This is a genomic window from Sporosarcina sp. FSL W7-1349, assembly GCF_038003045.1.
Lineage (GTDB): Bacteria > Bacillota > Bacilli > Bacillales_A > Planococcaceae > Sporosarcina.
This window is the reverse complement of record NZ_JBBOOK010000001.1, coordinates 2,710,729-2,724,001: the sequence shown is the minus strand read 5'-3', so window position 1 is coordinate 2,724,001 and position 13,273 is coordinate 2,710,729. Positions and strand designations below refer to the sequence as shown.

General features: G+C 40.1%; 13 protein-coding genes. 12 read left to right on the top strand and 1 reads right to left on the bottom strand.

Translation table 11 applies throughout. The features are described from left to right. The first annotated feature begins 224 nt into the window (after nucleotides 1–224). The 12 genes from MKY41_RS13420 (at nucleotide 225) to MKY41_RS13365 (ending at nucleotide 12,120) form a co-directional block, all read left to right on the top strand. A complete protein-coding gene (locus MKY41_RS13420) occupies nucleotides 225–1,154 on the top strand; it encodes an urea transporter (RefSeq protein WP_340745494.1) in 930 nt (309 codons plus the stop codon). A 76-nt stretch (nucleotides 1,155–1,230) separates the two neighbouring features. Next, nucleotides 1,231–1,317: a hypothetical protein gene (locus tag MKY41_RS13415; protein WP_340745708.1), complete on the top strand. Its 87-nt coding sequence runs from the start codon at nucleotides 1,231–1,233 to the stop codon at nucleotides 1,315–1,317. A 572-nt stretch (nucleotides 1,318–1,889) separates the two neighbouring features. Beyond that, nucleotides 1,890–2,432 (top strand): helix-turn-helix domain-containing protein, encoded by a 543-nt coding sequence (locus tag MKY41_RS13410; protein ID WP_340745493.1) that lies wholly within the window; start codon nucleotides 1,890–1,892, stop codon nucleotides 2,430–2,432. A gap of 18 nt (nucleotides 2,433–2,450) precedes the next feature. Next, the gene (locus tag MKY41_RS13405; RefSeq protein ID WP_340745492.1) at nucleotides 2,451–3,443 is read left to right on the top strand and encodes an ABC transporter ATP-binding protein; all 993 of its coding nucleotides are present in this window, start codon (nucleotides 2,451–2,453) and stop codon (nucleotides 3,441–3,443) included. 9 nt (nucleotides 3,444–3,452) lie between these two features. Further along, nucleotides 3,453–4,493 (top strand): ABC transporter ATP-binding protein, encoded by a 1,041-nt coding sequence (locus MKY41_RS13400; RefSeq protein ID WP_445683336.1) that lies wholly within the window; start codon nucleotides 3,453–3,455, stop codon nucleotides 4,491–4,493. 13 nt (nucleotides 4,494–4,506) lie between these two features. Beyond that, the gene (locus tag MKY41_RS13395) at nucleotides 4,507–5,739 is read left to right on the top strand and encodes a dipeptidase (protein WP_340745491.1); all 1,233 of its coding nucleotides are present in this window, start codon (nucleotides 4,507–4,509) and stop codon (nucleotides 5,737–5,739) included. Nucleotides 5,740–5,753: 14 nt separating this feature from the next. Continuing rightward, complete coding sequence (locus tag MKY41_RS13390) at nucleotides 5,754–7,391, top strand: ABC transporter substrate-binding protein (RefSeq protein ID WP_340745490.1); 1,638 nt, start codon at nucleotides 5,754–5,756, stop codon at nucleotides 7,389–7,391. A 57-nt stretch (nucleotides 7,392–7,448) separates the two neighbouring features. Further along, nucleotides 7,449–8,384: an ABC transporter permease gene (locus MKY41_RS13385; protein ID WP_340745489.1), complete on the top strand. Its 936-nt coding sequence runs from the start codon at nucleotides 7,449–7,451 to the stop codon at nucleotides 8,382–8,384. Nucleotides 8,385–8,406: 22 nt separating this feature from the next. Continuing rightward, nucleotides 8,407–9,303, top strand: a complete 897-nt coding sequence (locus MKY41_RS13380) for an ABC transporter permease (RefSeq protein WP_340745488.1) — start codon at nucleotides 8,407–8,409, stop codon at nucleotides 9,301–9,303. 1 nt (nucleotide 9,304) lies between these two features. After that, nucleotides 9,305–10,195 (top strand): alpha/beta fold hydrolase, encoded by an 891-nt coding sequence (locus MKY41_RS13375; RefSeq protein ID WP_340745487.1) that lies wholly within the window; start codon nucleotides 9,305–9,307, stop codon nucleotides 10,193–10,195. Further along, the gene (locus tag MKY41_RS13370; RefSeq protein ID WP_340745486.1) at nucleotides 10,192–11,037 is read left to right on the top strand and encodes an alpha/beta fold hydrolase; all 846 of its coding nucleotides are present in this window, start codon (nucleotides 10,192–10,194) and stop codon (nucleotides 11,035–11,037) included. The genes MKY41_RS13375 and MKY41_RS13370 overlap by 4 nt, the downstream gene beginning before the upstream one ends. Nucleotides 11,038–11,406: 369 nt before the next feature. After that, entirely contained in the window at nucleotides 11,407–12,120 is a 714-nt protein-coding gene (locus tag MKY41_RS13365) for a hypothetical protein (RefSeq protein WP_340745485.1), read from the top strand. Nucleotides 12,121–12,612: 492 nt separating this feature from the next. On the opposite strand, the gene MKY41_RS13360 is transcribed toward MKY41_RS13365, so the two are convergent. Next, entirely contained in the window at nucleotides 12,613–13,191 is a 579-nt protein-coding gene (locus MKY41_RS13360; RefSeq protein WP_340745484.1) for a TetR/AcrR family transcriptional regulator, read from the bottom strand. Nucleotides 13,192–13,273: the final 82 nt, after the last annotated feature.

Below are 13,273 nucleotides of genomic sequence, written 5' to 3'. Positions count from 1 at the left end.
TTTCAATATATCTACTCAGAATAATTGTATCATAAGCCACTCTATATTATAATTATTTAACATACTATTCCCATATTTCAGTCATGCAAAAGGTCGTCTATCGCATTAATACAACACTTAGTATTTGATTTTTAACCAACTTAGGTAAGTATACATAGTAGTTATATTTTAACCATATATCTTCCAGTATCTTTGAAACGGCATGACGATCGGGGGAGCATACGTTGAAAAACAAATCATTCGTCAATCGGTTTCATATTATGACAGTGTCCCTGAAAGGGATCTCACAAGTCATTTTGATAGAAAATGCCGTTACGGGAGCTATCATTCTGCTTGCCATTATGATATCTTCCTTTTCTTTAGGAGTCATTGCTATGCTATCGGCAATGATTGGCACATTATTAGGCAAATTGGGCGGTGCTGATGAAGAGAGTGTTAATCAAGGGCTATTTGGTTTTAACTCTGTGCTTACAGGTATGGCTCTTTACTTGTTTTTAACTGGTCCATACCATTGGATCCTTAGTCTGATCGGCGCCTTTCTTGCTGCCATCGTAACTGCCGCATTTATGCATGTGATGAAAAATACGGGCATACCGGTTCTAACATTCCCTTTTGTTGTATTAACTTTGTTTACCTTGCTCGTTTCTTATCGTTTAAGTGCAGTACATACGAGTAACGCACTCGTTCCTCAAAGTTTATGGCAATGGAAATTAGATATTACGGGGCCGTTTAATTTGAAAGAAGGTATCTTTACCGGGATTGGACAAGTATTTTTTCTCGATTATACATTATCCGGAGTCCTGCTTTTTGTTGCTGTTTTTTGGGCTGGTTGGCGAATTGGTCTTTATGCTTTTTTAGGGAATGCAGGAGCTTTATTAACAGCTTTAATACTAGGAGCAGAACGCTCATTAATATTTGTAGGATTGTACGGCTACAATGGTATTTTAACTGCCATCGCAGTAGCAGTCGTATTTAATACGAGCAAACAGCGCCTTTCTTATGTTACGGGAATCATTGCTGCGTGTTTGACCGTTCCAATCGCAGCGAGTATTCATTCGTGGCTTCTGCCTTTTGGTCTACCTCCATTAACCATGCCCTTTGTCTTAAGCACATGGATATTTCTTAGCGCAAGGAAAGTACTACCTAATTTATAATTTTATTTTAATTGTCGGGAACCTGGTACTATTTAATATTAGTAGCGTTTCAAGAGGGAAGGATGCACTTGGTAAAGTGAAAATCATCATCGAACACGATGGTGAAACATATATCGCGAAAGTAGTAGACACAAATATATTAAAAGCGAGCGTCTTGGCTTAATATGAATGCCATCAATAGCATAGTATCAGCAGGGTTGAGAAAAGTAGTATAAACAGATAACACAAGTTAGAGAGGGGCTGTGGCAATGCCATGGCCCTGATTGTTTTACTACTACTTCTAATATATAATTCACAACACTGAAAGACAAATGAGGGAAAGACAATGCGGAATTCGTGTGGAAAATAAAAATAAGATTGAAAGAAAATATAAAAAAGAGGTTCATTCCAGCATTTAATTTAATAGTGACTCTACTAAGGGGCTGTCTAGGGGATCAGGTCAAACTGATTTCTGTACAGTCTCTTTTTTTAATTTTTGAAAGCCTTTTTGTCGCTGAAAAATATCCTAGTAGCTAACTATCCTTATCAATCGACACCTCCTGTGCAAAGCCGACTAAAATTTGTTTTTGGGGCAATTTCTGTTCCTCACTCTTAATGGCTTTTAAAAAATAGACAATAAAACAGTATTTAAAAAATTTTAAACATATTGCGTAATGAGTTTTTTTGGTGTATAAATGAACTAATACTAAAAAAAATGTTGTAAAGGTACAATTTAAAAAATTTTGGCGGTGCAATATGGAAAATGTATATAAACGAATTAGGGAACTGCGTGTTAAAGCCGGAAAAACATTAAAAGAGCTAGGGGAAGAGACAAATTTAACAGCGAGCTTCCTTTCGCAAGTTGAGCGAGGGAATTCCTCATTAGCCATTGGATCATTAAAGAAAATTGCAGACGCACTCCAAGTCCATATCTCTTATTTCTTTGATGAGATGGATGACGAACAGTTTGTCTTAGATCCTGAAACTCAAGAACGAGTCAAAACAAATAATTTAGAAACAGAATATATACGTTTAAATGGCAAATTTCCTCAGCGTTCCCTTGCCCCATTTTTACTTAGGCTGGCCCCATATCAAAAGAAAACACAAACTTTTCAGTATGCAGGAGAAGAATTTTATTATGTTTTAAAAGGGGCTGTTATTTTTACGATTGATGAGAAAGAGCACTATGTAAAGCAAGGTCAATGTATCCACTTCCCAGCTCATTTGGAGCATTACGGAGAAAATCCGTTAAATGAGGTGACTGAACTTCTCGCTGTCGTTACGCCGGTCATTTTTTAAGAGAAGGAGGAAAGAAGGATGAGTCTTCTAACGGTAAATGATTTAACGATTAGTTTTAATAGGGATGATAAAGAGATCACTCCGGTGGATCGGGTATCATTTCAAGTTAATAAAGGTGAGACCGTGTGTTTAGTAGGTGAATCAGGCAGTGGTAAAAGTGTAACGAGCCTATCTATTATGCGGTTAATAGAATTTGACAATGGCAAAATTAGCGAAGGGGATATTCTTTTTGAGGGAAGGTCTATCTTAAATAATACAAAAGAAGAAATGAGATTAATGCGAGGGAAGGATATCGCTATGATCTTTCAAGAGCCAATGACAGCTTTGAACCCCGTAGTTCCTATTGGCAATCAACTAGTTGAGTCTATCCTGTTGCATAAAAAAATAGATAAAAAAAGTGCAAAACTGCGTGCGGTCGAACTACTGGAATTGGTTGGAATTTCAGATGCTGCCCGTAGATTTTCCCAATATCCTCACGAGTTATCGGGAGGGATGAGGCAGCGGGTCATGATCGCAATGGCCTTGTCCTGTGATCCCAAGTTGCTGATTGCAGATGAGCCAACTACTGCTCTAGACGTCACGATTGAAGCTCAAATTTTAAAACTACTGAATGACCTGAAGGACAAATTAAAAATGTCCATCATATTCATTACTCACGACATGGGGGTTGCTGCAGAAATTGCCGATCGGATTGTTGTTATGTATGCAGGAAAAGTTGTAGAGGATGCAGAGGTGTTTTCCATTTTTGAACAACCTTTGCATCCATATACGGAAGGGTTGTTACGATCCATTCCTAGTACCGAAAGCGATCGCAACCAACCACTTCTTTCTATTAAGGGCTCTATTCCTGCATTGGCTAATATGCCAACCGGTTGTCGTTTTCACCCGCGTTGTGAGTATGCAACTGAGAAGTGCTTTGAGGAAGAACCTCCTTTGATGCCAGTTGGACAGCATCGGGTAGCTTGTTGGAACTATGAACGTCTACTGGAAAATCAGAAAGGATGTGAGTAGGTGAAAAGTGTGGTCGAAAGCAATGACAAAAAGTCTTTGCAAAATTTGAATGGACCAGTAACCAACGATAACCTTTTCGTTGTAAATAACGTTAAAAAGTATTTTAAATTGAAAAAAGGGATTTTTTCAAAGGAACAACAGTACATCAAAGCGGTTGATGACGTTTCTTTTGCTATTAGGAAAGGGGAGACCCTTGGTATTGTAGGTGAATCGGGATCTGGCAAGTCAACCTTAGGCAGATTATTAATCCGACTTCATGAGGCAACGGCAGGAGAGGTCTTCTTTGAAGGCAAAGAGATTACGGCAATGTCGAAACATGAGTTTCGAAACTTACGTAAGGATATGCAAATTATTTTCCAAGACCCATTTGGTTCATTAAACCCAAGGATGAAAGTCCAGGAATTAATTTCCGAACCTTTCGATATTCATACTTCTTTGACGAAGAAAGAAAAAGAAGACAGAGTGATTGAGCTCTTAAATAAAGTAGGTTTGGATCCGGAGAAACGCTTTAATTATCCTCATGAGTTATCGGGAGGGCAGAGGCAACGAGTCGGGATTGCGCGGGCCATCGCACTGGAACCCAAATTCATATTAGCTGATGAAGCGGTTTCCGCCTTAGATGTCTCGGTCCAAGCACAGGTAATTAATTTACTTAAAGAATTGCAAAAAGAGCTGCAGCTAACCTATTTATTCATTGCGCATGGGTTAAATGTAGTCAGACATATATCTGACCGAATCGCCGTTATGTATCTTGGTAAAATCGTGGAGATAGCAGAAACAGATGAGTTGTTTAGGCAGCCATTGCACCCATACACGGCAGCGCTTTTATCAACTAATCCAATCGCTAATCCTAAGAAGAGAAGAGAGAAAATTATTTTGTCAGGCGAAATTCCATCTCCAGCAAATCCTCCTGCAGGCTGCAGGTTTCATACTAGATGTCCAATCGCTCAGGAGATTTGTAAAACGAAAGTGCCCGAGCTGTCGGGGGTACCAGAAGGAAGGCAGGTGGCTTGTCACTTCCCGCTAGTCGAGCAACATAACATAATTTAGGAGGAAATTTATTATGCAAAATGCTAAAGAGAAATACGGAGTAAAGGCAAAACCAACATACGATGGATATAAATCCTATCAATATTTGGACGCAGGAGTAGATTACAAAGAATATGAGCTGGCAAAAGAAATTGCACGTGTTGAGCCATACGTATATGAAGTATCAGATGAACAAGAGAAGCTGGTACAAAAGATCATTGAGGATGAATACATTGTTTCTCTGCACGAACACACTTTTATAACTCCGGCTAACATTGATTCGATCTTTGAATTTCGTCGTCAAGGAAGAGACTGGACAGGCTATGAAGGGTTGAGTGTTTCAGGACTGGATATCGTCTTTGAAAATTATATGGACGGCACTGCGTTCATAACTTCCAATGCAGGATGGAAGTGGAATGATGTACTTCATGATCTTGGAACGCGCTATAGTGATTTTGCCCATCAAGATATGGTAATCCGTGCTGAAAGAATCGATGATTTATACCGGGCTAAAAAAGAAGGAAAAATCGCGTTTGTCACTTCACTGGAATCGGCAACACAAATAGAGAATGAAATTGACCGCGTTGACGTGCTTTATGGATTTGGTGTTCGAGTGATGGGAATTGCCTATTCCGAAGCAAATGCACTAGGCTCGGGACTACGGGAAAAGAATGATTCGGGTCTGACTGTGTTTGGCCATAAAGTCGTTGAGCGAATGAATAAATTAGGAATGACAATTGATGTGTCCCATTGTGGAGATCAGACTGCAAGAGATGTAATTGCCGCAAGTAACAAACCTATTTTCATAACACATGTTGGTGCACGCGCATTATGGGATATTTCACGTTTAAAGCCGGATGATGTGCTAAAAGCTTGTGCAGAAAAAGGCGGAGTAATTGGTATTGAGGCTGCACCGCATACAACTTTGACGCATAATCATCCAGACCATTCCATTGAGTCCGTAATGGAACACTTCGAATATGTTGTTAATCTTTGCGGAATTGATCACGTAGCATTTGGTTTGGATACATTGTATGGAGATCATGTAGGATTGCATCATGCTTTTGCAGGAGCACTTTCCATCAAATCAGCGCATGCAGGTCCACAGTTTGAAGAGGTAGAGTATGTGAAAGGTCTTGAAAATCCTACGGAAGCGTATCAAAATGTCATCCGTTGGTTAGTAAAGCATGGATATAGCCAAGAAGACATCCGCAAGGTGATGGGACGAAATGTTCTTCGGGTTTTAGAAGAAACATGGGCGAAATAAGGAGGAGCATTTGGATGAGAAATATTTCAAAATGGCTGATAGGTTTAAGTTTACTTGCCATCTTCTTAGTTGCATGTTCAAAAGATAATTCGCAGAATGAAAACAAAAATAATGATGAAGCCAATCAGGAGGCAAACACAAGTGAACCTGTGGCGGGCGGAGAAATTTCAATGCCGATTGCGGCTGATCCGACGTTCAACACTTGGCATCCGAATGCATATGCCGAATCCAATATTGTCAACCGTATTATTTTTACAGGATTGACTAAGCCAGGTAAGGATTTAACGCCAGCACCTGCTCTTGCAGAGAAATGGGAAGCGTCAGAAGACGGTTTAACATGGACATTCCATCTGCGTGAAAATGTCAAATGGCATGACGGCGAGCCGTTTACAGCCGAAGATGTCGTGTTTACGTTTAACAACCTTGTTCTAGATGGTTCGATGGGGGCGAATGGGGCTTCCAACTATAAATCCTTAAAAGAGGTCACGATGGTCGACGAACATACAGTCGAGTTTCATTTAGAACGTCCATGGGCTGCACTGCCGGCTTATCTGGCATTTAACTCGGAAATCATGCCTAAGCATAAGCTGGGTGAAGGAGATCCTTGGAATAACACCGATTTTAATAAGAAAAATCCAATGGGAACGGGTCCGTATAAAATCGAAAGCTTTTTACCCGGACAAAGTGTGATACTCGTAAAAAACGAAGATTTTTATGAAGGCGTACCTAATCTGGACAAGGTTACATATAAAATTGTACCTGACGCCAACACACAAATTGCGCAAGCATTCAGTAAGGAACTGGATTACTTTGTATTGGAAGATATGTCGGCTCTTAAACGGATTGAAAGTTCAAAGGATTTGGAAGTGACTTCCGCAGACATAACAAGATACTTCTGGATAGCGCTGAATCACGAAGATGAGAGATTTAAAGATGTTAGAGTCAGCCAAGCGATAACACATGCAATTGATCGTCAGGCTATTATTGATTCTGTTATGCAAGGGTACGGCACAATCGCTCATGGTCCGATCACTCCTGACCAAGAAGTGTATTATACGGATGAAGTAGAGCAATATCCCTATGATGTAGAGAAGGCTAAACAATTGCTTGCAGAAGCGGGATGGGAAGATACGAATGGCGATGGAATTGTAGAAAAGGATGGAAAACCATTTACCATTACATTTGATATTGCCATACAAGGTGATTTGGAACGGATTGCTCAATTGGTCCAGCAATATCTCATTGAAGCAGGAATCGATGTTAAACTCAATGTCTTGGAATGGAATGCGATGATTCAAAAAGACATCATTGAGCGGGATTACGAAATGCTGCTGAACTGGTGGTCCTACCCTACAGATCCGGATGTATATGCTCAATACAGTTCGGAAAACGCCGGAACAGGAAATAATATCCCAGGTTACAAAGATCCTAAATTAGATGAATTGCTATCAAAAGGGCAAGCAACCAGTGATCAAGAAGAGCGAGCTGCGATTTATCGAGAAGTTCAAGAATATATGTCTGAAACGCTGCCGTATATTTATTTATGGTACCCGAAAGAACTACAATTGCGTAACAGCAAATTAAAGGGATTACCGGATATGTACTATGGCGCAACTCTCCATTATATCCATGAATGGTATTTAGAAAATTAATTCGGCTGGGGGATAAAGACTCACTCTTTATCCCTCTTTTACAAGGAGGTGTAGGTTATGACACAATTCATTGCAAAACGACTTTTTCAGAGTATCATTCTCATCTTCATCGTTACAGTCATTACATTTTTTATTATGAATTTAGCTCCTGGTGGACCATCTTCTATGATGCGCATGGATGCTACGGCAGAAGAGCGTGCAGCTATCGCTGAGCAATTGGGCTTAAACGAACCGGTAATTATTCGTTATAAGGATTGGTTATTCTCTGCCCTGTCTGGAGACCTGGGTATATCACTTTCCAGTGGTCAGCCCGTCATAGAACGAATACAGGAGCGTTTTCCCTACACTTTTCAGTTGACCGCAGTAACACTTATTGTTTCTACCGTTTTGGGGATTTTGTTAGGTGTTTTGTCAGCGATCCGAAGAAACAAATGGCAAGACCATCTTATCAATTTTGGAAGTGTAGCGGGTCTTTCTATTCCTTCATTTTGGATGGCAATTATGTTTATTTTGCTTTTTTCTGTAGAACTGCAATGGCTCCCTTCGTCGGGAGTAGGAGATGCCTCGTTTGCCGATAAATTCAAAAGTATGCTTATGCCAGTTGTTATATTATCTGCAAGCACCCTGCCTACAATTGTGCGCTTCACCCGCTCCTCTATGTTAGAAGTAATCAATCAAAACTATGTACGAACTGCAAGAGCTAAGGGAGCCAAGGAGAAAAAAGTGATTTATTATCATGCTTTAAAAAATGCGCTAATTCCAGTCGTGTCGATAATTGGGGTTTTGATTCCTCGCCTCCTTGGCGGCGCTGTCATTGTAGAAACGGTATTTGGATGGCCCGGAATGGGGCGCTTAATTGTTGAAGCTTCACAAGGGCGGGACTATAACTTGGTCATGGGTGTTACTGTTTTTGTCACAATCCTAGTTATTATTTCGAATTTTGTCGTTGACATAATCTATTCCAAGCTGGACCCAAGAATGAAAGCCTATTAAAGAGCGTAGGGAGGGATGCAAAATGTCCATTACGACAACCAATGATACAGTGGGTCTTCCAAGTAGTCAGGTGAAACCGAAAAAGATTAACGCATGGGGACGAATAAAAAAGAATAAAGCAGCAATGGCGGCTTTAGTATTTTTAATAGTCACCCATATTCTTGTGTTTGTAGGTCCATTTGTTTGGACCGTAAACCCGGATGCCACAAGTCCGGCCAATATGTTACAGGGAATAAGCAGCGCCCACCCATTAGGCACGGATGATCTGGGAAGAGATGTATTGGCCCGCATGATGAAGGGGGGACAAATTACACTTTTAGTCGGTTTCGGGGCGATGGCTTTTACCATATTGATTGGCGGCCTCGTTGGAATGCTTGCCGGGTACTATGGCAAATGGGTAGATGTAATTTTAATGCGCTTTACGGAGGCAATGCTCTCAATTCCTAACTTCTTTTTAGCTCTTGTAGCACTTACTGTATTTGGAAAGAGTCCCATGATGGTAGTCTTGGTGATTGCCTTTACATCATGGATGGAAATTGCGCGGGTTGTCTACGGGGAAACATTGAAATGGAGAAAAAGCGAGTTTGTAGAAGCATCCGAAGCACTCGGGTCTTCCTCCATCCGAACTTTGGTAAAGCATATAATGCCTCAAATCATTCCGTCTATTATAGTGTCAAGTACGCTTGGGATTGCATGGGCGATTCTAACTGAAAGTGCTATCAGCTATTTAGGGTTAGGCATTCAGCCGCCTACTGCTACGTGGGGCAATATGCTGCAAAATGCTCAACAATATATTTGGACAACTCCGATGCTCGGAATTTTGCCTGGCATAGCCATTGCGTTAGTTGTACTAGCATATAACTTCTTGGGTGATGGCTTGCGAGATGCCTTGGATCCAAAGCATACGGGAGGGAATTAAAATGCAAGTTCAATCGGAGCATATAAATATAAATGGAGCATCTTTGTACGTAACCCAAATGGGTACATCCAATAAGGAAAAGATCATTTTCCTGCATGGGGGTCCTGGATTAGGGGATTCTCGTGCAGATCAAGTCACCTTTGCACCTTTAGCCGATCAGTATCATGTGACGTTCATTGATTTACGTGGATGCGGCAAATCTTCGGATACGCCGCCCTTTACCCATGCCCAGTGGGTTGAGGATATTGAGACGCTTCGAAAAACACTGGGTTTCACAAAATTTGCGCTCCACGGTTCTTCGTATGGAGGATTTTTAGTACAGGAGTATGCCGCGAAGTATCCTGAAAATGTCTCGCATATAGCCTTAAACGTAACTTGCCCGGATGGAACGAACGATTTGAAAGCCATTGAAAATGCGAAACAGAGTGATCGGTGTCACTTGTCAGACAAAGAACTGGAAAGACTATTTCAAGGGGAAGTAATGAACAACGAGGACTTCCGTTATTTGTACGCGGGGATTCAACCGTTATATATGGTCACTGCCGATAAAGAACGGGATGAGGAAAAGCTCAACCAGATTATGTTTCATTATCAAACACATAATGAAGCATTTCGGAATTTAAAAAACTTCGATATGAAACCCGTTTTGGGAAGGTTAAACATGCCTGCTCTCATCACTGCTGGTGAGAAGGATTGGATTACCCCTCCTCTATATAGTGAGCAAATTCATGAATTAATGCCAAGTTCAGCATACGTCCTTTTTAAAGATTATGGCCATTCCTTAGTTCGTGAACAGTCGGTAATTTATTTGGAATTATTAAGAAGGTTTTTGAGTAATCGCATTGAGGCCCGGAAAGAGAAATACGAAGTAATAGGAGGAGAGATTTTATGATAACAGAAGTGAATGGATGTTCAATCTACTATGAAATTTTTGGTGAAGAAAACACGGAAACTATTTTCTTTATCCATGGGGCGCCTGGTTTAGGAGATTGCCGAAGCGATATTAAAGCATTTTCCTCATTATCTAAAAACTTTAGACTCGTCTTTTTAGACATGAGAGGAAGTGGGCGTTCGGCAGATGTTCCTCCTTATACACATGAGCAGTGGACAGCAGATATTGATGAACTTAGGAAACAAGTAGGCGTTGATAAAATACATATATTGGGTGGTAGTTATGGCGGTTTCTTGGCATTGGAATATGCGATCCGTTATCCTGACCAAGTTCTTAGCGTCATGTTGAGAGATACAGCAGCTAACAACAATTCAAGTGAAGATTCGATCAATAGAGCTTTGGAAGCCAATTTAAAGGGCTTGAATGAGGATAATTTAGTTCGTCTGTTCCAAGGGAAAGTGCGTACAAATGAAGAACTAAAGGATACATTTTTCAAGATACAGCCACTTTATACAGTAGAATATGATGAAGAAAAAACAAGAGAAAAAATTGACTCGATTTATTATCATTATGCCACCCATAATTACGCCTTTAGTGAAAACAAAAAAACATATGATATTAGTGAGGATATTAAATCCATCAAAGTTCCCGTGCTCATCACGGTAGGGATCCATGACTGGATTACTCCGGTTGAATCCTCTGACTTGCTGGCAAAGAATATTCCTGACAATACGTATATTAAGTTTGAGAACAGCGGTCACTCACCGCATATTGAAGAGAATGAAAAATATTTAGAACATGTTAGAGAATTCCTATCTAGTGTTACGGCAAAACAACAATAACATGCAGTAGTATTCGCGATGTGTCTTAAAGCCCTTGCTGCAATTCCTTGGGCAACCATATGATTTTTAGTAATTAGCGGCTAAATGGCAGAAGGTCCTTCCTGACTCGGAAGTTTATGGAAATCGGGGAACTACATAAAAGGTTTTGATTTACGAAAGAACAGGAAACTCGCCCGTACATTATTGTGAGGGCGAGTTTCCAATTTACTTGCCAATAGTAGCGGCTGCTTCGCAGGAGCGTAGCGACGAAACAATCATTCGTTTCATCTCCCCCCTAAGCTTCGTGTTGAAGTGGGAGACTGTCGTTAAAGAAAACCCAATATGTGCCGATATGAAGAAGTAAGAAGCTGGAAAGGACGGCGTTGGGATATGCAAGTGTATAACGGAATGAAAGCAAGTCCGTTCACCAAAACTTATTCACCCCAGATCATTCAAAAAGTGAATGATGAGAATGCAGAAAAACCTATCAAAAGAGATTCGATTATGATTAGCGATGAAGCACGAGCGCGGCTAGGGAATTGGCAAGAAAGATCTGCCAACATGATTGAAAGCTTAATGGAAAAACTCCAAAAAGTTCAAGAAGCAAAAAGTAATTTAATTGAACGTACATTAGAGGCTGGGGAAGAACTTTCGACGATTAAAGAGCAACTGGGAGCATTCGATGAGCAAATTACTGAAATCGAAGAACAAATGGCAGCAATAGAAGCTCAGAAACGAGAAAGAGAACAGCGTGAACAAGAAGAAAAGCAACAAGCTGCTACTAAAACACAGGAAAAATCTGAAGATGTGCAATTGACATCTCTTCTTCAATCAGCCCAATCCCTTGAACAAGTTAGTGCGTTAAAACAGGTGAAGGTGCCAATCGAAAATGCGCATCGTCGACTCAAAAATGAAATGGAATATGACCTAGAACGTGGAACATCAATAGAGAGTAAGGCAAAGAAAATTAACGAACTTGCTGGGCGTATGCGAAGCATCGACAGCGAGATCAACAACCAAATTAGAAAAGCAAAAGAATCTTCTAACGAAATAAATGGGAAAGTTTCTGTGGAGGAAGAGCAAGAAGAGTTAGTAAATGAATGAACCTCATAATGAATTTCAAAGTATTTAAAAATACAATTCTTTGTATTATGCTGCTTGCAGCGTTTGATGTTTCGTTTCTATCCTAATCCGATCGGTGGCTAAGCCCTTAGAATTCCTTTAAATAAGCTGCCATCATTTCTTCTTTCTACATACTTTGGATGTCTAATGTGATCCTTTATCAATAAACAGCAGCCGGGTTGTTGGCAATCGATGCTATGTGGGGACCTGAAACATAAGATGTCCAATTTAAAAGTAGTGCAGGATAAGTACGACCCTGTAACAATTATAGGCCAATTAGTATCCGGTGAATATAAGACCGGAAATTTTATTGGAACAGGTAGTTATATTAAATAAAGGGAAGAAAAATGCCTTGACCCAAGGTGTTTTTCTTCCCTTTATTTATGTCACTGTTAAATCTTAACGGGGCTTATTGAAAACATTCAGTTTCTGGATATTGGCAAGTGGCCTTTTTTCATAATTAAATACCAGCAATTAGATTTGTTCGCCAGTAGACCCAAAACCGATGCCGGAAAGTATAGAAGGGATTGCCAATTTGATAAAGTCTTCTGGCAGCATCTCCTTACCGTTTCTTCTCCATTCTACAGAAGTCCCGTAAATCCCCCAGCTTAATAGGACAGCAGTAATTTTTAGAGCTTCATCTTCTTCAGTTTTATTTTGGAATAACAACATTTTGTAAAAAATGATTTCGAGCTGTTCTCGAATAATACGAGCAATGGTATCCTCGTATCCTCTATGACAACGATTGGATAATGACATTTGAAAATTTGTGATCGCCGTGAAAATGTTGACTAATGTTTCTTCATCTAGCTCGTTATTTCGGTAGTCATCACAATCTAAATTTACTAACAGCACTTCTGATAACACTTTTTCCAGTAAATCGTATATATCCTCAAAATGATAATAGAAAGTGGCACGATTGATCATAGCCTCAGCTGTAATATCCTTAACAGTAATCTCCTTAAATTCTTTTTTCCCGGAAAGTTCGATAAAAGAATCCATGATTAACTTACGGGTACGTTGAATTCGGGGATCCGTCTTTGGTTGAGTCATGTAAATCTCCTTCCTACTTTTTAGACAATTTTCTCAATGTGTTGGATAAACGACAAATCTAATAAAGCATTGGTTTTGATGC